Origin of the sequence: Bradyrhizobium sp. Pha-3 (genome assembly GCF_042258615.1) — a bacterium.
Taxonomy (GTDB): domain Bacteria; phylum Pseudomonadota; class Alphaproteobacteria; order Rhizobiales; family Xanthobacteraceae; genus Bradyrhizobium.
Genome location: NZ_CP170152.1, coordinates 7,648,515 through 7,669,766, shown reverse-complemented (window position 1 = coordinate 7,669,766; position 21,252 = coordinate 7,648,515). Strand labels below are relative to the sequence as shown.

The 21,252-nt window shown below is 59.5% G+C and carries 12 protein-coding genes and 3 pseudogenes; 12 read left to right on the top strand and 3 right to left on the bottom strand.

What is annotated here, in order from left to right:
* Positions 1-486: 486 nt before the first annotated feature.
* The 3 genes from ACE10Z_RS35925 (at position 487) to ACE10Z_RS35915 (ending at position 7,483) form a co-directional block, all read left to right on the top strand.
* Positions 487-3,684, top strand: coding sequence for a hypothetical protein (locus tag ACE10Z_RS35925; RefSeq protein ID WP_375784941.1), 3,198 nt, complete (start codon positions 487-489; stop codon positions 3,682-3,684).
* A 112-nt stretch (positions 3,685-3,796) separates the two neighbouring features.
* Complete coding sequence (locus ACE10Z_RS35920; protein WP_375784940.1) at positions 3,797-5,167, top strand: hypothetical protein; 1,371 nt, start codon at positions 3,797-3,799, stop codon at positions 5,165-5,167.
* Positions 5,168-5,308: 141 nt separating this feature from the next.
* A complete protein-coding gene (locus ACE10Z_RS35915; protein ID WP_375784939.1) occupies positions 5,309-7,483 on the top strand; it encodes a di-heme-cytochrome C peroxidase in 2,175 nt (724 codons plus the stop codon).
* Positions 7,484-7,770: 287 nt separating this feature from the next.
* Here the strand turns inward: ACE10Z_RS35915 and ACE10Z_RS35910 are convergent, their stop codons facing one another.
* Positions 7,771-7,962 carry a hypothetical protein gene (locus ACE10Z_RS35910; RefSeq protein ID WP_375784938.1) on the bottom strand — a complete coding sequence of 64 codons (192 nt, stop codon included), beginning with the start codon at positions 7,960-7,962 and terminating at the stop codon, positions 7,771-7,773.
* Between the two features lie 306 nt (positions 7,963-8,268).
* Entirely contained in the window at positions 8,269-8,562 is a 294-nt protein-coding gene (locus ACE10Z_RS35905; protein WP_375784937.1) for a hypothetical protein, read from the bottom strand.
* 1,665 nt (positions 8,563-10,227) lie between these two features.
* Here ACE10Z_RS35905 and ACE10Z_RS35900 point away from each other — a divergent pair.
* From ACE10Z_RS35900 to ACE10Z_RS35880, 5 genes and pseudogenes are all read left to right on the top strand, one after another.
* Positions 10,228-11,058, top strand: a pseudogene (locus ACE10Z_RS35900) (IS256 family transposase); the annotation flags it as partial.
* Positions 11,000-12,557 (top strand): annotated as a pseudogene (locus ACE10Z_RS35895) (IS66 family transposase). The pseudogenes ACE10Z_RS35900 and ACE10Z_RS35895, both read left to right, overlap by 59 nt.
* Positions 12,554-13,177 carry a UPF0149 family protein gene (locus tag ACE10Z_RS35890; protein ID WP_375784936.1) on the top strand — a complete coding sequence of 208 codons (624 nt, stop codon included), beginning with the start codon at positions 12,554-12,556 and terminating at the stop codon, positions 13,175-13,177. The pseudogene ACE10Z_RS35895 and the gene ACE10Z_RS35890 overlap by 4 nt, the downstream one beginning before the upstream one ends.
* A 1,870-nt stretch (positions 13,178-15,047) precedes the next feature.
* Entirely contained in the window at positions 15,048-15,857 is an 810-nt protein-coding gene (locus ACE10Z_RS35885; protein WP_375784935.1) for a Crp/Fnr family transcriptional regulator, read from the top strand.
* Between the two features lie 447 nt (positions 15,858-16,304).
* A complete protein-coding gene (locus ACE10Z_RS35880; RefSeq protein ID WP_375784934.1) occupies positions 16,305-16,481 on the top strand; it encodes a hypothetical protein in 177 nt (58 codons plus the stop codon).
* A gap of 528 nt (positions 16,482-17,009) precedes the next feature.
* Here ACE10Z_RS35880 and ACE10Z_RS35875 read toward each other — a convergent pair.
* The gene (locus tag ACE10Z_RS35875) at positions 17,010-17,348 is read right to left on the bottom strand and encodes a transposase (RefSeq protein WP_375790004.1); all 339 of its coding nucleotides are present in this window, start codon (positions 17,346-17,348) and stop codon (positions 17,010-17,012) included.
* 128 nt (positions 17,349-17,476) lie between these two features.
* Between ACE10Z_RS35875 and ACE10Z_RS35870 the strand changes: the two are divergent.
* The 4 genes and pseudogenes from ACE10Z_RS35870 to ACE10Z_RS35855 all read left to right on the top strand — a co-directional run.
* Positions 17,477-17,650, top strand: a pseudogene (locus ACE10Z_RS35870) (transposase); the annotation flags it as partial.
* A gap of 378 nt (positions 17,651-18,028) precedes the next feature.
* Complete coding sequence (locus tag ACE10Z_RS35865) at positions 18,029-19,267, top strand: tyrosine-type recombinase/integrase (RefSeq protein ID WP_375784823.1); 1,239 nt, start codon at positions 18,029-18,031, stop codon at positions 19,265-19,267.
* Entirely contained in the window at positions 19,267-20,181 is a 915-nt protein-coding gene (locus ACE10Z_RS35860; RefSeq protein ID WP_375784822.1) for a tyrosine-type recombinase/integrase, read from the top strand. The genes ACE10Z_RS35865 and ACE10Z_RS35860 overlap by 1 nt, the downstream gene beginning before the upstream one ends.
* Positions 20,178-21,191, top strand: coding sequence for a tyrosine-type recombinase/integrase (locus ACE10Z_RS35855; protein ID WP_375784821.1), 1,014 nt, complete (start codon positions 20,178-20,180; stop codon positions 21,189-21,191). The genes ACE10Z_RS35860 and ACE10Z_RS35855 overlap by 4 nt, the downstream gene beginning before the upstream one ends.
* Positions 21,192-21,252 lie beyond the last annotated feature (61 nt).

Here is a 21,252-nt window from a genome sequence, read left to right as displayed (position 1 = left end):
TGCAGCTTCACAAGACAGCTTCACAGACAGCTTCAACCAAGCAGCTGATGGCCACTCGATTCTGAGCGCCTGTACGCATTGAAGCAAACATCCAGTGATGATGATCTACGATCTTCCAACAACAACATAGAGCGGGGCGCGGACGGCGCCTGTTTATTGCGTTTGAAGCGAATGAGTGAAGAAAAAATGCGCAAGTAAGTGGATCGGAGGGGCGAAACGGCGGCGCCTCGCTTTTGATCCATCCGTGTCGAAAATCTCTTGACCGTCGAGCGGAACGCATCGATAAATCGCGCCACTACTGTAGGTTTAAGCGCTTTATTTTCAACGCGCCGGCCGATAGCGGTATGGCTGGTCAGTTCACTGCAAGCCGCTCGCAAGTCTTAGGCGTCATGCTCTCGATCACAGTTGGTCCGCGTTTCTGCAATCCAAGACTATTTGACTTCGCTCAGGACTATCTCCGTTAGACCGTATGGGGGGAATGACGCGATGACCGTGCGCGAGCAGCTCTTTACATTGTTGCGCAATCTGCGGTGGATCGTTGTTCTCTCGGTAGCCATCTCAATATTGCTGTACCTGCCAGATCAGATTCAGGAACTCTACCGGATCGCAGCTGATGACATTGGGTGGATAACCGTCAAGGAGTTCATCGCTCTTGGCGTGATTGCGCTAGCGATCTGGACGGCCGCTTTTCAGCTTACCACCGCAACCCTACCCCAAATCCCGCACGCTACGGGGCGGCTGGCCTTCTACATAAGGGCTGCGCCCGTTGTACTCGGAGCGCTGCCGATCGTCGCCGCGATGGCAGGTCAACTCGCCTCGCGCCCGGTTGAAAAGATCGGTGGGGTCGAAGAAGTCGGAAGCATCTTCCGCATTCAGGACCAGGCGCTCGCCTTTGAGCGGAACATGCTGCTCATCCTCGCGTTCGCCATGTTGATCCTGCTCGCCTGCTTTGTCGTATTCGCCTGGCGGATGGGATCGAGAGGCCGCTCGACTGCGCTCGCGAACCGGGCGAACATCGCCTATTTCATCCGCTACAGATTTCTTGCGCTTACGATCGGCGTCATCGCCCTGTTGACAGCCGGGTTCGTCTTGCTTCCGGACAGGCTTGCGCAATTTGTCGGATCGTTCGGTGTGATCGCTCTCTTTACGATGTGTGTCGTTGGTCTCACCACCCATTTTGCACTGCTGACGATCAGGTTCAATTTTCCATTCATACCGGTTGTCTTCGGCAGCTTGTTCCTGGTTGCTTCCCTGTTTGGAAGTGATGACCACGGGCTGCGCACGGTGGCCGGAGTAACCGGCCAACCGGAGCAGGCCCGCATGTCTGCAGTCGAGGCCTTTCGTGCGTGGCTTCTGCAAAAATCGCGGGTGGCCGAGGCCGAGAAGCTCGGAGAATATCCCGTATTCATTGTGGCTGCTCAGGGCGGAGGCATCTACGCAGCCAACAATGCGGCGCGCTTTCTTGCCAGGATGCAGGATCTCTGTCCGGCATTTCGGCGACATCTGTTTGCGATCAGTGGCGTCTCCGGCGGAAGCGTCGGTTCGGCGATCTTCGCGGCTGCGCTTCATGCTGACAATGCGCCAGCTGATACGATCGCTCCCGACGCCAAGACGTGCCCGAAAATCGCAGACTTTCTCGCCGGCGTCGGCCGGGCCGAGGATATCGATGCTTCTGGATCGGTGGAACAACGAGTTGCAAGCGTCTTGGAGACCGATTTTCTCTCGCCGTTGGTTGCCGGCTTTCTATTTACCGATTTCACCCAGCTGTTCTCTCCGGTCGCAATTCCAAGTTTTGATCGCGCGCGCTTTCTGGAGTACACGCTGGAGAATGCTGCAGACAGAATGCTCAAGACCCAAAAGGGGTCCGGCGGTCCATCGAATCTGCTAAAGGCCGACTTTCAGTCACATTGGACACCTGCCAACAATATGCCGGCGCTGTTGTTGAATACGACGGATGCCGGTAGTGGCAAACGGATTGTGTTCTCTCCCTTCGATATCGATCCGCTACACTCGAAAGACAGAGACCTGTGTATTCTCGCAACGCTCGATCGCGGCGGTATCGGCGTCGATCAAACCGTCACGAGCCACTCACTGCACATTCCGCTGAGCACAGCGGCTTTTACGAGCGCGCGGTTTCCCTGGGTGACACCGGCTGCGACGGTCGCATTGAGGAATGATTGCGTTACCGCCAATCCGCAAGCGCGTCTGGTGGACGGCGGATATGTCGAGAATTCCGGAATCGAGACCGCGCTCGATTTGATTGAGCGGCTCAATAGTATCAAGGGCACCTCTGACGCGCCGAAATTCCGGATCTACCTGCTATCGCTGGTGAGCGGCCAGTTCGGAGATCACGGTTCCTTCATGTTCGGTGAACTCATGGAGCCGGTGCGCGCGCTCTTGAGCACGCGAAGCTCTCGAACCTATGTTGCGCTCAATCACGCGACCAATATCGATCGTCGGCCGGACAACGATATAACTACCAGCGTGCAACGCTTTCCAACCTTCGGCCGAACCGACGTAACGGGCTTGTTTTACAGCCTGCCGCTTGGTTGGACGCTATCTCAGAAAACCGAAGATATCATCTCGCTGAGCAGCGGCCGCTTTTGGGATTGTGTGCCGAAGGATGATTTCGACCAATCTCGCGCGAAGCAGAGCAACGCCGATTGCTTGCAAGTGAAACTATTTCATCTCTTGAACGGATCCGTCGCGTCGGCATTTGAAACGCTCAAAGATGCCAAACTTGCCCAGGCGGCTTACGCCGATGAGTTAGACAAGGAATACCGGCCCACTCCAAAGGTCAAACCGCAGCCGTTGCTTGCTTGCTACGAGAGCAAGTGGTTGCAGGAGCGTGGCTATCAGAAATACCAGGATAAGCTCGCTGCGTACGAGCACCAGTTGGCTGAATCGATCAAGAACCATTCGCCGCCTCCTGCACCCATGCCGCCACATCGAAAGAGCTATATGGCCTATTTTCAGGCCGAGCAGGTCAAAGCCTTATTGCAGGAATGGGACCGCGTCGAAGAAGCCGATCCGCGTATCCTGGCCTACATCCTGGGGGCAATCTCCTATGACAGCGCCGATTTTACACGCAGCAGCGAAGACTTCTCTTATAGCGCGGCCTCGCAACTCCCGCGCAAATGGCGCGATCGGATAGCTAAAAACAACGCCGACCTCGCGGCCGCGAACAAACCGCCCGTCGCCATGGAGGCATTGCTTAATCATCCAAAGGAATTGGCCAACTTTGTTCTAGCCTATGACGAAAACCCATTCGGAAACCGGCCCGGAACGGATGACGGTTGGCTGTTTCGTCCACGCGGAATGTATCAATTGGTGGGGCGCGAGCAGTATCAGGAAGCGCAGAGCCAGATGCAGCAGGTAGGAGACCTGGAGGGCCTTGATCTGTTGGCGTTTCCCGACGCGCTACGGGATGCCAAGATTTCAGCAAAGGTTGCTTTTGCTCACTTCCGATTCCATCCCTACCAGAACCGGACCCTGTTCGAGCTGCTCAAGGATCCTTCGAAGGACTGGATCGCCGTGCGCTCCTTGCAAACGGACATGGATCATGCCCCACCTGATAGCGAGCGTGTCAATGCGAGAAGCCAGATGTTCCTCGGCTGCATTGAAGAGGCGTTGCATCCTACTCAGTTCAAGACATGGCAAAGCAAATTCTACGGTAGCGAGTGAGAAGCCTGAATCGCCGGCGCGCGCCGTGATGCGAAGAACGTAAAGTTGGAAACGACGCGTTTCGTATTCTGACGATCGATCGTCGAAGTTTCTTACAGGGGAATTGCCGAGGATGGCAAAAGCTGAAAAATGCCGGTCGACGCTTCGTCGACTGTTTGCAAAGCCGTGTGCAGTGGGCCTGATGTTCGCTGTCGCGTTGGGATCGGGAACGGCCCCGGCCCAGACGCCATCAAAGCCGCTGTCGGCCAACGACGTGTCCATCCTGTTTCCACCACCCAAATCGCCGGGTGATCTCGCCAATCTGATTGCTGTGTCCGATCTCGCCGGCCCCACGCCCGCTCCGCAGCGGCTCTTGTCCGACGGGGACTTCGCACGCTTTATCGCAAACGCCGAGAATCCGGAGCACTCAGGCGTCCCGGACTCGGGCGTGCGCCGCATTCAGCTGCCTGATGTCGTGAAAAAGATCGATACCTGGTTTGTTGCCGGGATCCGGATCGACCCGGGAGCACCTGGATTATCTGCGGACGTCATCGCCCAGTTTGGGCGCCAACCGCAAATTCGGCTGATCATTCAGCCGGTGACCAATAGCCCCGAAGGATTGAAGGTCCATGACACTGCCGGCCACCTTATCTTCAGCTTCAACCTTGATGGCGATCCACCGCTTGATGGGTGTGCACCATTCCCGCGATTCAAACCCGACGACGAAGCCTTCAAGGCGATCGTTCGTGACGTCGCGGCTTTGCGTGATCAACTTGCGGCGGGAAAATTCGGCAATGTCAAAGTCTCGACTGCCGGTGACATGAATGTGCATCCGGGGCTTGTAGGGGCATCCGCAAAACCCTTTCGTGATGCGGTGAAAGCCTTGCTGGAAAAGCATCTCTCGCCGCAGCGCCTCAACACCATGGCTGTCATGGGCATTTCGCCGCCCGAGCCCTGGGTGTTCGTCTCGATGTTGAGAGTCCCGCAGGCCGGCTTGATACCAGTACCCGGCCCGACGCTCGATGGCCTGCATGCCGCACAGATGTTCAGCATCGTAGGCGGAACACACGTCGTCCCGCGGCCTGTCACGAATAACCAAAATCCAGTGATGTGTCGTCACGCGGCGCTGCAGAGTCCTCCCTTGCCCGTCGCCAATCGAAAGGGTGTTTCGACGGCCGATTTCATAGATGGCAACGTCCCCAACAGCCGCATACTCGAGATCGTCAATGTCATTGCGGATCCGAAGAAGAGCCATTTCTTCAATACGGACTGCGTGAGCTGTCACACCGAGACGGCGCAGCCACTCGCCAGGAAAGTGCAGAACTTCGCGGTCCCCGGCGTAAACCGGGCGGTTTTGCCGAAGGAAAACTGGAATGTTCGCAATTTCGGTTGGTTTCCGTCATTCCTGCATGGTGGCCCGGCAGCCGCGACCATCACCCGACGCGCGGCAGCCGAGACAGCTGACGTGGTCACCTTCATCAACAGCCAATTGCTGAACAAGTAACAAGCGCCATTGTGGGCAAGCGCCTTCGCGCGGCCCAAGGCGCTATCTGAGATCAATTGAAGGAGTGTTGCCATGGGAGCTCGTTCGTTCCGCTCTTGGGCGTGTGGCCAGGCGAGGCGGTGGCCTCATATCGTTAGTCTCTTGCTCGCGATCGTGTTCGCCGTGGCGGCATCAATAGGCTTGGCGTATTTCGTGCCGGATAAGCTTCGCGATGCGGCTCTCAAGATCAGGAGTGACGCAAATCTGGTTGCCCAATTGCTGCCCGCTACACTGCCCGCGGCCTCGAAGATCGAAAGCGCGTACTGGCTGCCGCAGAACTGGAGTGCACGGCAGCGTTACTGGTTTCATCACACATCCCAGGGCACGGCGACCATTCCCGTCCCATATCGATGGTTCTTGGCTCTCGAACGTCCCGAGTTGTCCATCCGTTACACGAGCTTGACTGACAACGACTATCTGCGGCGCCTTGGCTTCATACCAAGTCCCAGCTCAGAGGACTTTGCCCGTAGCGCACCCGCATTCGGCTATCACGAGGATGCGGCAAAGGACGTGAACCCCACTTGGACACCAACGATGCCTGACAATCCAAATGGATTGCCCGTAGGCTTCGCAATCCTCAAGAGTGGCGTCGATCCGATGACCGGGGCCGAAGATCAGATTGGCCTGACCGGCGCCGCCTGTCATACCGGTCATCTGGAGTACAAGAATGTCAGCATTCGCTACGATGGCGGGCCGGCGATGGTCAATCTCGGCGAGGTCGAACGGGTCATTGGGCTGTCGATCGGCTATACGCTGATCCTGCCGTGGCGGTTCGAACGGTTTGCCAGTCGGCTTGAAAGCATCGACGGTCACAGCATCGATCGCAAGAAGCTTCGACGTGACCTGGAGCTCGCACTTCAAAAGATCAAGAAGCAAAAGGACCTAAGCGATAGCCTGTTGATGGGGCAGGGCGTTACGAATCTCGATGAGGGGTTCGGTCGACTTGACGCGTTGAACCGGATCGGCAACCAAGTCTTCTATGTCAATTTTCTCGACCCTGTGACCGGAGAACTCAAGGATCCCCTCCTCAAGGGCAACTTCGCGCGCAACGACGCTCCTGTGAGTTTTCCGCCAATCTGGGATACGCCGTACTTCCTCTGGGCGCAGTATGACGCCTCTGTTCTCAACGAGCTTGTTCGCAATTCCGGCGAGGCGCTCGGCGTCAGCGCGAAAATCAATATGAGGGCGTCGGCGCCCGGACGGCCGCTTTTTGGATCATCCATTCGTCTGTCGGACATCGCGCGTTTCGAGGAGCTTTTGCGTGGCACCGATCCCTTTTCGTCAACTGATGCAAGCGGCAGAAAATTCAACGGGCTTGTGGCGCCGCGCTGGAAGGACGCGCAAGAAAGGTTCCGAGGCGACCCAGCCTGGGCCATTGACGAAAAACTCGTCGAGAAAGGTCGCGATCTTTATCGCGCGCATTGCTTTGAATGCCACCGAGGACCGGTCAATGATGGAGCTTTCGACGCAAAGTGGCCGGAAGATTCGTTCTGGAAGCCCGGGAACCCGGATCGTTCGGCCAGGAATGAGAAGAATTGGGTGGAGATCGGAGGGCGTCACTATTTCAATGTCGTTCAACTGCCGGTGAACGCGATCGGCACTGATCCTCAACAGTCCAGTGTCCTGACGACGCGGCGCGTCCACTTGCCTCAGTCGCTCGGTCTCAATCCAGTCGACGATCTGAACAAAGCGTGGGGGTGCGGTCTTCCAGCCGATCGGGCTGCCGATCCGCTATTTGTGCTCGCGCTGATGGACGTGGTGGGCAAGACCATCGATCAATGGAACGTTGCGAACGCCTCTTCCGAAGAAGCCAAGCAGCAGATGTGGGGGCCGAGGAAAAACTGTCAAAACCCGCGCGTCTATGTTGGAGCGCGAGCAAGCCGTAACGGCAAGGACGAAGATGTTCTTGCTCTTGAACCTCATTACCGGGCGCGTCCGCTGGACGGTGTCTGGGCAACGGCTCCGTATCTGCACAACGGGTCCGTGCCGACGCTGAAAGACATGTTATTGCCGCAGAGCCAGCGGCCGACCTCTTTCTGCGTTGGCAGCCGCCAATTCGATCCCGTTAACGTTGGGCTTGTTACGAAAACGCGAGCGAACGACGCCTGTGCGGCCGGTCTGACGGACTTCAACGTGTCGCTGCTTGGGAACAGCAATCGGGGGCATTCGTTTGAGGGTAAGGAAACCGATGTAACGAAGTTGCCGCCTGGAGTTATCGGACCAAAATTGACCGACGCTGAACGGCGAGCACTTCTCGAGTATTTGAAGACGCTGTAAGCGAGCGCTCACCCTGAAAGCTCAGCCCACATCAAGCGACTGCAAGAGCAGGCCGATATTTGGGAAGAACTGTCGAGCCAGACTCGCGCACGGATTGAGAACAGGTCAGTCAGTGCCCTGGAAGGGAGTTGCAGACTGCATTCCGCGGATCGGATGACGGCGCCGGTCCTTGAGCCGATTGCCAGTCATCCGAGCCGATTCCGGCTTGGCTGATCAGTTCAATCAGGCAAGACTGCAGCTTTGGCCGCTGAGAGTAGGAGCGCGAATTGTCCCGGTCCTGCGAACCCTCAGGTGCTCCCGCGCTTGAGCTGCGCGGCGGGGCGCGCGAGATCGAACGCGCCGATCGTTTGATCCAGGGGGCCGCAGGATCGCTGGGTCTGCATGCAGGTTGCGCAGGCATCTACTCGGAACGTGAGCTGGTTCGCGCAACCGATCATTTCAAAGTCAGCCATCGGGTTGCAAATGACTGAAGTGGTCATGGTCTCTGGCGCGGCAAGTCTTCTCTAGCGGTGGAGAAGACCCGTTGCTCTGTGAAGGTTCTAGGAGTTCGCTTCAAGATGATCTTGGGAAGTTCGTCAAAGCGAGCCGTCGAGCGTACATGAAAAAGCAAAAGAGGCCGCCCGTGGCGGCTCTCTTGCGCAGGGAGGTGTGGCTGCTTTCGCATTCTTCCCTCGGGGGAACGTATTCGAGGCGGCTCGAACCACAACCATGAGAATTATCTCACAGATCAACAGCGAATCAAATGCAGCTGTTTGGGTTCGCGCGAACCTGGTTAATGCAGGGTGCTAGTTAAGAGCGCGAGCTGCAAACCGCTCGGCGCTCCTGGTGAGAGCAGAAAATGTCCCGGGGACGGCCTTGATCGCGTCTTTTAGCGCTTCGTTGATCGCAGTGATCAGTTCGAGATCGGGTGCCTCCGATAAGCTATGAGCGTTACGGCGACAGACGTTCGAGATCGCATGCCTTATGTCTTGCAGCCTGGAAAGCAATCCATCTCGCTTCCGCGCCGCTTGGGTATCCGTCCCCTTGACATTGTTCCATTCTCGATAGGTGAGCTCGTATTCCCGCAATACTTCGTGCACGGCTCGTCCCCAAAAAGAACCCTTTGGCTCGGCCGATGCCGCACTCACAAGCGCACTGAGCAGTTCTCTGATTTTGCTGCAGACGTCTTCATCGATGCCTGATTTCTCGAGCCTCTTTAGATCTAGCTGAAGGTAACCAAGATATCCGAGCGGAAGAAGTTGATCGCGTATCCTGTGGTGCCACGATGCAGTCCCGTTTTTGGGGAGCTTAGGCTGCCTGATTTCGAGTCCTTTACCACAATGACCTCCATACGATTTGAGAGCCGAATTATCCTGCCCGAGCCCTCACCCGCAGTGCGGGTAGACGTCCGGCATTGCAATGCAACCACGTATCGGATCAGCGCCACAGAGATGGAAATCGCGAATTGGTTAGCTCTGAAAAATCGCAAACGTTGTGGCGCCGGGATGACGCTATTGTCCGTTTGTACTGAGGTGCCCAGATGTGATTGCCTACGATCGGGGGCGCGTCCCTACGAGGGGAAGCGGCGCTCACTCATCAGTGAGGCGTCGCCGACGCCGGTTCTATGTGCTGCGTAAAATGTGTACGCTTCAAAGGCATCGCCCTCCACGTGCAGATGTTGGAGAAGGTCCCTCCGGGGGGCGCGTGGATGCGTGGCTTTAGCAATGTCGGCGGCGTTCGGCAGCCACGCTGCGGCCGAGTAGGGCCCGTTACCAAATCACTTGAACTGGCGCCAACCGATGGTCTCGGACGCATCTGCTGGCTGTTGGAGGTTTGCAGTTGACGCGCTTTCGCGCGACACGCTCGGCACCTGACAGGTTTCCGTTCGGAGTTCAATCCGCCGCCAGTCCCGCAAGGGCACAGCAGGAGCTTTTATTGATGCTCACGATAACGAATAACTCGATGATCATTGATGACCTGCCGCGAGCGGCTATCTCAACCGCGGGCTCTGCTTCGCCCGAGATCAAGACCAGTCGGGCTATCGGTCGAGTTGTCCGAGTACGTCGGCAATCTCGTTGGAGACATCCTGGTTGATGACTCGCGACGTCGTTCGTTGTATGATCGCGCAGCCCCAACTAAGGTGTTCACAAAGCCATTTCCACTGCCGGAGACGTCGGCGATTTGTAATATTTATATCGTGAAATTCGCGCTTACAGTGTAGTCATTGCATCGCTCGATTGGAGGAGACGTTCTATGCTCGACTCCGAAACCACCGCCTGTCTTCGTCGAGTTCTGGATGAGGTTTGCAAAGGGCTGTCGCCTCACGAGACTCGCACCCGAACGCACGTCGCTTCCAAAATTCTAGAAGCCGTCTCGCGAGGCGAGACGTCCGTTGAAGTTCTCAGGCAAGTTGGGCAGAACGCGTTGACCAGTGCTCCCTCGATGTGGCCTCAGCAAGGTTCTCGTCGCTATTCATCCGCGAGTGGCGGTTCCGGCGAGTGCACCAGCTCAATCAAACAGGATTAAGCACGCCACCTGGATCCTTCAGCAATGGCGCCCGCCGAAGTGGAAGCATTGGGGGGCATCCTATCGTGGAAGCTGATCTGAAAGGTCGTGTCCCCAGTGATGGTGTAGCTCGGTAGAGCAAAGCCGCCCGCACGCGCGCCCACAAATAGCGCCGTAGCGGGCGGCGGCTTTGCGGTGGTCACCGGCGATTCGCCGGTAGGATCGGGTTGCGACACGCCAACGCAACCGAGGACCCACCGATGACCGACGATATGATGAACCTGCGCACGCTCGTGGAGAAGACCCCCGATGCCGATCTGTTGCGCGAGATGATCGGCTTTGCCGCCCAGCGCCTGATGGAACTGGAAGTCGAAGGCCAGACCGGGGCAGCCTACGGCGAGAAGAGCCCCGAGCGTCTGGCGCAGCGCAACGGCTACCGCGACCGGATCTGGGAGACCCGCGCCGGCGCAGTCGAACTGCGCATCCCCAAGCTGCGCAAGGGCTCCTACTTCCCGGGCTTCCTGGAGCCGCGCCGGATGGCCGAGAAGGCGCTCACCGCCGTGGTGCAGGAAGCCTACGTGCAGGGCGTCTCGACCCGCTCGGTGGACGATCTGGTGCAGGCGATGGGGATGAGCGGCATCTCCAAGAGCCAGGTGAGCCGGCTGTGTGGCGAGATCGACGCCAAGGTGAAGGCCTTTCTCGCCCGTCCGATCGAGGGCGACTGGCCGTATCTGTGGATCGACGCCACCTACGTGAAGGTGCGCCAGAATGGTCGCATCGTCTCGGTCGCGGTGATTGTCGCGGTCGGCGTCAACAGTGACGGCCGACGCGAGGTTCTTGGGATGGATATCGGTCCCTCCGAAGCCGAGACGTTCTGGACGGCGTTCCTGCGCAAGCTCGCCCGCCGCGGCCTGCGCGGTGTCAAGCTGGTCGTGTCCGACGCCCACGAGGGCATCAAGGCCACCGTGGCCAAGGTGCTCAACGCCAGTTGGCAGCGCTGCCGCGTCCACTTCATGCGCAACGCGCTGGCACATGCCGGCAAGAGCGGGCGGCGCGTCGTCTCCGCCTTCATCGCCACCGCGTTTGCTCGCGCTTGACGCTGAGAACGAGACGCTGCGCGTAGCAATGCAAACGTTCAAGGACATGATCTTCGGGAAGCGCTCGGAGCGGCTTGCCGCGCTCGTGGCCGAGCAGCTCGCGCTTGAGCTTGGCGATCTTGAGACCGACGTCACGCCGCCTGCAGCTGCCAACGACGATGCAGCTGCGGCAAAGCCGCCCGGCAAGCCACTGCGGAAGAAGGCGCGCCGCAACATCGGCGCGCTTCCAAAGCACCTGCCGCGCTGTGAGCATGTGCTGGAGCCGGAGGCGACCGCATGCCCGTGTTGCCAGGGCCAGCTTCACAAGATCGGCGAGGACGTCAGCGAGGTGCTGGACATCATCCCGGCGATCCTGCGGGTGCTGCGGACGGTCCGTCCCAAGTACGGCTGCCGCCGCTGCACCGATGGTGTGATCCAGGCGAAGGTGCTGCCGCGCCTGATCGAGAGCGGCATGGCTTCGACCGCACTCGTGAGCCACGTGGTAGTCTCGAAGTTCGCCTGGTATCTGCCGCTGTACCGACAGGTGCAAATTCTGGCCGGCCAGGGTGTCCATCTCGACCGGGCGACGCTTGCCGGCTGGGTGAAGCGTGCGGCCTGGTGGCTCAGGAGCCTCTATGCGCTTCAGCTGCGCACGATCCAGACCGCGCCGCGCCTGTTCTGCGACGAGACGCCGATGCCGGTGCTCGATCCCGGACGACATCGCCCGCGCATCTGCCAGTTCTGGGCGCATGCCATGGATGACCGGCCATGGGGCGGTCCCTCGCCGCCGGCGGTGGCCTACGTGTTCGCCGACGGCCGCGGCACGGCGGAGATCGCCAGACAGTTGATGGGCTTTTCCGGCATTCTGCAGGTCGACGGTTATGCCGCCTACAAAGCGCTCGCCCGCGATCATGGCGGCGCGATCCAACTCGCCTTTTGTCTCGCCCACGCCCGCCGCAAATTCGTCGAGGTGTATAAGACGACCCAGTCGCCGTTCGCGCGCGAAGTGATCGAGCGCCTGCAGGCGGTCTATGCCATCGAAGCAGAGATCCGTGGCAGCAGTGCCGAGCAGCGGCTGGCCACCCGCGGCACCAGGTCCGCTCCATTGATGGAGGCGCTCAGGACGCGCCTGACCGCAATGGTCGGCCAGCTCTTCTCCCAATCGAAGCTGGCGGAGGCCATCAACTACGCACTCAATCACTGGGACGGGTTGACGCTGTTTCTCCGCGACGGCCGTGTCGAAGTTGACAGCAACACAGTCGAGCGTTCCATGCGCCCGATTGCGATGGGAAGACGCAACTCATTGTTCAGCGGCAGCGAAGGCGGCGCCGAGAGCTGGGCGATCCTGGCGTCGCTCGTGAACACGGCAAAACTCCATGAGCTCGACCCGCAGGCCTACCTGACCGATGTGCTGGAGCGCCGTGTCTGGGCGAACCAAGAGCCATCAGCTGCACGAGCTGCTCGCCTGGAACTGGAAGGCTGCGCGCCGACGCACACCGCAGGCAGCGGCATGAGCCCACGACGCCATAAAGCAGCATCGTCGATGGCGTCGGCCGCGATGCCGCTTGCGGACCTCGAGCGATGGCTCCAGGCTCGCGTCGATCGCCATCCTGCCGCCACCAGCATTCCCATGCTCGACGGCTATACCGCCGCGATCGTGGCCGGACCGGTGTCGATGAGCCCGCTCGATTGGATCTGCCCGCTGCTCGCGATCGATGCCGACGCTTTCAACCATGGCGGCACGCCGGAGTTCGCCGCGATCTCCGCCGTCGCGCTGCGCCACAACGACATCAGCAACACCCTCTCGACTGCCCCCGATCGGTTCGAGCCGATGCACCGGCGCGACCCCAGCGGCAACATCGATGCGCATCCCTGGTGCCAGGGTTTCTATGCTGCGATGCGGCTCAGACTGTCGGCGTGGGCGCCGTTGCTCGACGTCAACAACGTCAATCACGGCCTGCTGCTGCCCATCCTGCTGCATTGTCGCGACGATCAGGCCCGTCCGCTGCTCGGACCGCCACGAAGCGGTCGCAAAACCGAGGATTTCCTCCGTAACGCCTACCTCGATATCCCAGCCGTCGTCGAGGCGCTGCGCCAGCACTGGATGCCCATCCGCTACGCCCGCGACCGCTAATCATCGCGGACGTGGGAGCTCATACCGGTTACAATTGACCAAGCAGGCCCGCAGAGGAGCGTGGACGCCTCGGCGAGCAGGGACTACGACCAGCTCGAGTTCTAGTATGACTATTCTGGCCGTATAAGATCGGACGAAAGCGCGCCGGGAGGCTCAAACTCGGGAACATTGGTCCTGACGATGTTGCGTCGAAGGACTAGAACCATTGATCATTCTGTCCCGGACTGTCACGCGAGTCGGATCGCAATCCCGGGATCGGTACGGGCAGGGCAGGGGCGACTCGAATTGGATCACATGGAGTTCCGGGCACCGGCCGGAAAACCGGCAGCAGCAAGAAGTTCTCTTACCAAGCCTGCATCTGCCATTAATCCTTCGAGCAAAAGGGAATCGGTAGCCGACTGATCAGGAGAGGTCAGAAAGCTATCAGTGCGAGGGACCGGGTTCACGCAGTGGTCGGGGGCTGGAAACAACTCCGACAGCCGAGGCGGCTAGCACCGCAACCAACACGACAATCAGTGTCGACTTAATAATGTGCGTTTTGTACTCGCCGCGGCTCAGTGCGGCGGGCGTTCCCGTGAGCCGGCATGCACCGAAGGGGCAGCGTTCTAGAAGGTAGCAAGAGTGCGAACGCCATCCTCACCGCAGCAATTGACGTTATTGCCGATTGGGAGGCCGTCGATCCCTGGCGGATCGAAAACATTTATCCTCATGACCGGCAGTCGGCCAGCGGCGCACTATCGGTCGCTCCGGCATATCCTGGCGATAGGGCGTGGCGAGCGATGGTGGAGAAGTCTCCGCCGTGTCGCTCGACGAGCTAAGCGACTCACGAACAGTGACAAGCCGTGCTAGGTGCCGGCCCGTGCGAGCTCGCATCATCGCCTCCTGGTATGGAATACGAAACAAGCCAAGGAAGAAGCCTTGAACGTCAAGCAATGTGGTGAAATCCTTAAGAAGCAGTGCCAAATCGGTTTGATTTGGGCGTTACCCAGAGATTAATTGCATTAAAACGTTGGCTGGTGAAGATATGATACGATCAACTGCATTTCATCGGCGACGCGGGACATGAGCAGGATTATGCGCACCCCTTTCTCTCAACTCCTATATCGCTTCCGTATGCGCACCTATGCCGAGTTGCTGCTTCAGCGGAGTCGGCGCGAGAAGCAGGAAAAGATTTGGCTGCAGGGCAGCCTAATGCGGCTCGGGTGCGAATTACGGCGATCTGAGCACTGGTCCAGCGCAGCCGGGCAGCCCGTCCAGTACGGAAACGAAGCGGCCAAAACCCTCGTCCAGTCGAGCGCGATCTGAGGATAGCAAGCTAGGCCGCAAGTCGGGATCGATTATGTCTTTTCTTGAACGGCGACGGCGGCTTGGCGTAACAGTCGCTCGCTCCAGCGTAAGAGATCGTCGCGGCTATATCGATTCTCACGAAGGTTCGACTTTGCTTCTCGCGTTGAAGTAGCTCAGTTCGTCGAACCGGAGGACAGACGTCAAGACGGGATCAGCCGTCTGGCTTCTCAATTCTGCGAACAATGGATCACCGACTGCGGCTGTGGTCGATCGATCCGTCGTTATCGACATGGTTGTGATGATAGGCCGGTATTGGCTGCCGATGTCGTAAACGCGCTTATTGGAGGCAAACATAAAGGCAAGAAGGTAAGAATGCAGAGATTGCCTTTCCAACCGGTGCTTGAGGCTCGCGCTGCGGATTGGTTGAAATCCGTTGACGAAGGGCCTCTTAGCGCGGGATTTGAGCGTTGGCGCGGCGCTCGTTGCATCAATAAACATGCAGCTGGGTGTTAGAGTCGCAATCAAGTTCTCGTTACAGTCAGCCAGCGGCAGCCACTAATAGCCGCACGCCAGGAGAGCGACAGTGACCGATAACGTGCCCGCCGTCCTAGAGGCGCTTGACCGCTCCGCCACACAGCCGGATCTTTCACGGACCTCTTACGGTGTGTTCCAAGAAGCAGGCCTTGTCAAAAATGCGATTCTGGCGAGAATTTCTTTGGAAGACCTCGCCGCAATAGGGGAATGGCTTGAGCCGATCGTCCTGAAGGAACGTATGATTCTGCAAGAGCCGAAAAGGCCTGTTGAACACGTCTATTTCATGGAATCGGGCCTCGTCTCGCTAAGGATTGTCGCGGCGGGAAGCATGCTTGAAACGGCGGTCATAGGATATGGGGGTGTCGTCGGCATTTCGTTCTTATGGGGAGGGCATATTTCGATCCATCAATCTGTGGTGCTCTTCCCCGGAAGCGCGCGCAGGATCCGGGTCGCGGATTTGCGTCGGGTGATGAAGGAGCGGCCGGCGATCCGAGAGCGTCTCTTTGAGTTCCTTCAGGCGCTGACGTTTCAGTGCGTCCAGACAGGATTGTGCGGAGTTCGGCACGATCGCGAGCAGCGACTAGCGAGCTGGTTGTGTCTAGCGAGTGACGCTGTTGACGCTCGCGTGCTGCCAGTTACCCATGACTACCTTTCCTCCGTCTTGGGATTGCGCCGCGCCGGGGTTACGGAGACGCTGATCCGATTCGAGGAACAAGGGGTGATTCGCAAGATGCGTGGTGTCCTGCAGATCGACGAGCGCGAATCCCTCGAGCAAAAGGCATGCTGTTGTTACAAGCTTGTCTCAAGTGTTTATGCCGCGTCTCAGTCTGCGTTCTCAACACAGGAGCCGATGCGCTAGCAAATTTGCCAAGGTTGTTCTGGCTTAATGATTTCGGCGCAGGGTGCTTAGTTCCTTCCGTAACGCTTGCGCGCTCAATGTGAGCTGCAAGCGGTTTGGATGATCATTGTGAAAATGGAGAGCGCTACCTGGCCTCATGTGAAGGGCGATCTTGCGTCCATGCGGCGAGGCGCCGCGATGTTCTTGGACGATCTAGCTGCTGAGATCTCCTGTGGCTCGATAGAGCGGCATAACTGAGTCGCAAGATGGACTGAGCTTGGAGATGCTCAGTGCCTCCAGCCTGACCTGAGTATCAAGAAGATGGCCTTCGATGAGGCTCTGTACCTTAACTGCCTTTGAAGTCGCTAGGCGCTTAGCATTACAGTTGCAATTTTTGCTTGAGATGCGCTTTGTGCGGGTTGTCCTGATGAGCCCTGCGCCAGGATGATACCGTGCGAGGATGTGGGCATGCGGGATGCGCCTCTGGGCCTCTGGGTGAGCTTCATGGCGATGCGGCGGATTTCCGGGATCGACCAGCGGATCAAGAACGATGCTTCGGTCGGGGCCGCAGCCGCTTTTTTAAGCAACTTCGGTGTTGGTCCGATGACAGATGACGGCCATCATGGCGAAGGCAAGCATGAGTAGTGAGACATGGCGATGCCAGCCGTGCCAGGAGCGAGTTTCGTTGTGATCAAGACCGAGCTCGTTCGTGGCGGCTTCGAAGCTGTCTTCGATGACCCAGCGATGGCCTTCCGGCGCCAGCTTCTGGATAGACGTGTCTCTCGGGCACCATGTGGAGGAAAAGACCCAGCTGCCGTCGGCAATACCGCGGCGGATCAGAAGACCCTGCGTCGATTCCCCGCAAGGTCGTCGTTGTATTCGCTGGCGTCGAGATCGGCCAGATCGAGATGGGGCCAGTTGTGCCAGCGCGGACCTTTGGTTGCTTCGCCGGACGGCAGACGGCGCCAAGCCCTCTTGGGCTGGCTCTGCGATCTTAGAGGCGATGCCGGCAACAGACTGCCCTTGCCCCAAGAATAGAACACGTCATTGGAAGCAACACCCAGAACATCGGCTTTGCCCGCCTTGCGCAGCAGGGTTCGATCTCTCCCATGCCATATGTGCTGTTCGCCGCTACAAACGAGAACGGCACCTTTGCGGCGATCGCGCGAGGGATCATTCGACGCGCGATCTTGGGCTTCGTCGCAAAGCCCACATCGCATGCGCTGCCTTCAGGCGAGCGGGTTCGTCCGTCCATTCCTTTGACAGGTGGAGCGCGCCCGATCGATGAAGGCATGGCCATGCCGCGACGCAGGAAGCAAACACTCCGATCTGGCAATTGGTGACCTTGCCTGCCGAGCCAGTGTACTGGCGCGCGGCCCCACACAAGGCCTTGCCCTGTTTCAAAAAGACGGTCTCATCGATGATGGATCGCATCCTCATCACCTTGCGTTCCAGCGCGTACTCACGTGCAACGTCGCGCAGCGCGTCGGCATCCCACTGTCCCCGGCCCAGAATCGCCTGTAAGCGGCAAAGAGACCCCGTCTGGCGGAGTGGGTGAGCGATCGGCTATTGGCTGCTGAGTTTGTGAGCCGATGTGAGCTTCTATGTCTGCGCCTAGTTCTGGAACTAGAACCTTCCATATGATCGAAGCGGTTGCCGACCGTCTTGAGGGAGCGCCGCGTCAGCTTCGCCGGCGCTGGTCGGACGAGTTCAAGGCGCAAGTTGTGACGGAGGCGCTGGAGCCTGGCGCGAGCGTATCGGCGATCGCCCGCCGGATCGGCATTCACCCGTCGCAGCTGTTCGCCTGGCGCCGTGATGCTCGGGCCGAGCGGCATTATCGCTCGCGGCCCTCGAGTTGCGAGGGTGTGGTGGCTACTGTGGCAGGCGCGGTGATCGAAATTGCGATTGGCGAGGTGGTCGTGCGCGCCGGCGTGGATGTTGACGAGGCGCACTTGCAACGGGTGATCCGGGCGGTCCGTTCGGCATGATCCCCTCTGGTGTGAAGGTGTTCCTGGCCAGCCATCCAGTCGACTTCCGCAATTATGCGGAGCCTACGATTATGCGGAGTGCGCGGCCGTTCGATCCGAGATCCGCTCCGTTATCAACAGTTTAGTTCCCAGTGCCCTCTTCCTCGCTCCGCATAATCTGGGACCTCCCTTCCTGTCTTGATGGCAACGAAAGGGAGACAAGGAATGGCCAAGTCGAGTGAGAATCACTGCCACGGGCAGCGCTGCATGGTCGCAGGCGATCTCGCCCCGCTGGTGACGGAGTTCGCACGACACCTGACGGTGTTGGGGCATTCGAGCTTGACAGTGAGCGGCTATGATGCCGCAGCCCGTCACCTCGCGCAATGGCTGACGCTGTCCAAGGTCGCAGTCACCGACATCGATGATGGCGTCACTGATCAGTTCGCTCGGCATCGCTGTCGATGCCCCGGCATACGTCGCATGAAGGGCGTGTCCAAGAAGTACGTGAGGCGGGTGCGCCGGTTCGTCGAGTTTCTCGGCGAGCGCGGGATCGTCCAGCGCAAGCCGAAGCTCGCAATACCGACGCTCGACCGGTGGGTAGTCGAGTTCCAGGACTGGCTGCGGCAGCATCGCGGCGTCACAGAGCTGACAATAGATCGACATGGTCGCATGGTCATGCGGCTGCTCCCGGCACTTGGCAGCAAGCCGCGAAGCTGGAATGCCCAACTCATTCGCGACGTGATCATTGCAGAGACGAAACGGGTCTCGCTCGCCTATGTGAAGACTATGACGATGGCGCTGAGAGGATATTTGCGGTTCCTCACCGCGCGGGGGGTGTGCCGGGCGGGACTCGATCATGCTGTGCCAATCATTCCGCAGTGGCGACTGTCGTCGCTGCCGCGATACATCAGCTCGTCAGATGTCGAGACGTTGATTGCAACGTGCGACCAGACCACCGCGACTGGCGTTCGTGATCGGGCGATCCTGCTGCTGTTGGCACGACTGGGCTTGCGGGCCGGCGACATTCTCTCTCTTCGTCTCACCGATATTGATTGGCAACAGGCGACGCTGTCGGTTCGTGGCAAGGGGCGGCGGGAGACGAGATTACCGCTGCCGCAAGATGCCGGGGATGCCTTGCTCGCTTATCTGGATCAGGCCCGGCCGCACGTCGCCGATGTTCGAATCTTCTTCATGTCGAATGCACCAATCCGGCCGCTGACAGGTTCGAGCGCAGTCTCTGATGTTGTGCGTGGTGCAATACGAAAGGCCGGTATCCCCGCTCCGTCGAATGGAGCCAACCTGCTTCGGCATTCGGCCGCGACGGCCATGTTGCGGGGCGGCGCGACGCTCGACACAGTTGGCGCCGTACTGCGCCACCGCTCACCGGACATGACCGCGCACTACGCCAAAGTCGACGTGACGATGCTGCTGCAGATCGCGCAGCCATGGCCGGGAGATGCGTGATGCTGAGTCAATATCTTGCCAAATATGTGGACCAGCAGCAGTCGCTGGGGTTCAAGTTCCGCGTCCAGCAAATCCTGCTGAGGGGCTACGTCGGCTTCGCCGAGGAGTGCGGCGACCGGCACATCAGAAGTGCCCGGGTCCTGGCATGGGCCGCACGTGCGCCGTCACCGGAGCAGCGCCGCAACCGGTTGCTTACCGTGCGGCGGTTTGCGCTGGCGATGCATGCCGAGGATCCGCGCCATCAGGTTCCGGCGGCGGATGCACTCGGCCACGCCGTCGTCAAGCGGCGAGCGCCGTATATCTATAGTGCGGAGGAGATCGCACGACTGCTTCGTGCTGCGGCGGCACTCCGGCCAGCGGGCTCGATCAGACCGACCATGTATGCAACGCTCTTCGGCCTGCTCACCGCTACTGGCATGCGGATCGCAGAAGCATTGGCGCTGCAGATCGACGATGTGACTGCCGATGGGCTCGTCGTCCGGCAGACCAAGTTCCAGAAGAGCCGGCTGTTGCCGCTTCACGCAACAGCTCGGCTGGCGCTCGACAGATATCTGGTTGCCCGGCGGTCGCTAACCACCACAGATCGTGCTCTCTTCGTATCGGTTGCCGGGCAGTCGCTGCCCTACAACACCGTGCGACGGATCTTCCTGCAGCTCCTTGATGGCACCAATCTCAGGGGCGCGCACTCGGGGCGAGATCCGCGCATCCACGATCTGCGCCACACCTTCGCAGTCCGCTCACTGGAGCAGTGCCGCCACGATCGTGCTGCGGTCGTTCGCCATATCGTCGCACTCAGCACCTACCTCGGCCACGCCCACGTCACCGACACCTATTGGTACTTGCAGGCGACGCCGGTCCTGATGGGCCAGATCGCCGAGGCCGGAGAGGCATTGCTCATTGGAGGTGCCGCATGACCGCGCTCGCCCCCTACCTGAGCAGCTTCCTACGCGAGCACTTGCCCAAAGAACGCGGAGCGAGCCAGCATACCTGCGAGGCGTATGCGCAGAGCTTCCAGCTGTTGCTCCACTTTGCCGCCGGCCGGCTCAAGCTCAAGCCATCGAAGATCGAGATCGAACGGCTCGACGCGCCGCTGATCTTGGCATTCCTGGAGCATCTAGAGAAGCAGCGCGGCAACTCGGCGCGAACCCGCAATGCCCGGTACGCTGCGATCAACTCGTTCTTCCGTTACCTGGAATACAGGGTGCCATCCTGCCTCAACCAATCACGTCGGATCCATGCGATCCCGATGAAGAAGACCGATCAGGCGCTCGTCGGCTATCTCACCCGTGACGAGCTACAGGCTCTGTTAGACGCGCCAGACGTCAGCACCGTGTCCGGCATCCGTGATCGAGCGATGCTGCATCTGGCCCTCGCCGCAGGCATGCGCGTGTCGGAGCTGGTCGGTCTCCGGCTCGATCAGATCGATCGCCAGACCATGTCCAGCGTGCACATCATGGGCAAGGGCCGTCGTGAACGTGTCCTGCCTCTCTGGAAGGAGACGGCCGCAGCTGTGAAGGCTTGGCTCAAAGTGCGTCCAGTCAGCGGCGCTCCTGAGCTGTTCTTCAACGCCCGCGCCCAGACGATGACCCGCTCAGGCTTTGAATACATCCTGACCAAGCATGTCGCCACCGCCGCTCGCAAAGCGCCCTCGATCGCCGACAAAGGCGTCAGTCCGCACGTACTGCGCCATACCTGCGCCATGCATACGCTTCAGGCCACCCGGGACGTCCGGAAAGTCTCGCTGTGGCTCGGACACGCCAGCCTGCAAAGCACCGAGGTCTACCTTCGTGCCGATCCGACAGAGAAGCTCGAAGCGCTCGCCGCCATGTCGCCGCCGATGCTGACCCCAGGTCGCTTCCGGGCGCCCGACAAGCTCCTGGCCATGCTGAACGCGGCCGGACGCAAGCCGAATTATGCGGAGTGAGACATACGAGAAAACCGCGGCGGGGAGCAACTTCCTGCCGCGCACTCCGCATAATCGTAGG

Coding starts and splice junctions, on each gene's coding strand:
- ACE10Z_RS35925 (WP_375784941.1), top strand. CDS start 487: ATGACCGTGCGCGAGCAGCTCTTTACATTGTTGCGCAATCTGCGGTGG.
- ACE10Z_RS35920 (WP_375784940.1), top strand. CDS start 3,797: ATGGCAAAAGCTGAAAAATGCCGGTCGACGCTTCGTCGACTGTTTGCA.
- ACE10Z_RS35910 (WP_375784938.1), bottom strand. CDS start 7,962: ATGACCACTTCAGTCATTTGCAACCCGATGGCTGACTTTGAAATGATC.
- ACE10Z_RS35890 (WP_375784936.1), top strand. CDS start 12,554: ATGAGCCCACGACGCCATAAAGCAGCATCGTCGATGGCGTCGGCCGCG.
- ACE10Z_RS35880 (WP_375784934.1), top strand. CDS start 16,305: ATGCGGGATGCGCCTCTGGGCCTCTGGGTGAGCTTCATGGCGATGCGG.
- ACE10Z_RS35865 (WP_375784823.1), top strand. CDS start 18,029: ATGGCCAAGTCGAGTGAGAATCACTGCCACGGGCAGCGCTGCATGGTC.
- ACE10Z_RS35860 (WP_375784822.1), top strand. CDS start 19,267: ATGCTGAGTCAATATCTTGCCAAATATGTGGACCAGCAGCAGTCGCTG.
- ACE10Z_RS35855 (WP_375784821.1), top strand. CDS start 20,178: ATGACCGCGCTCGCCCCCTACCTGAGCAGCTTCCTACGCGAGCACTTG.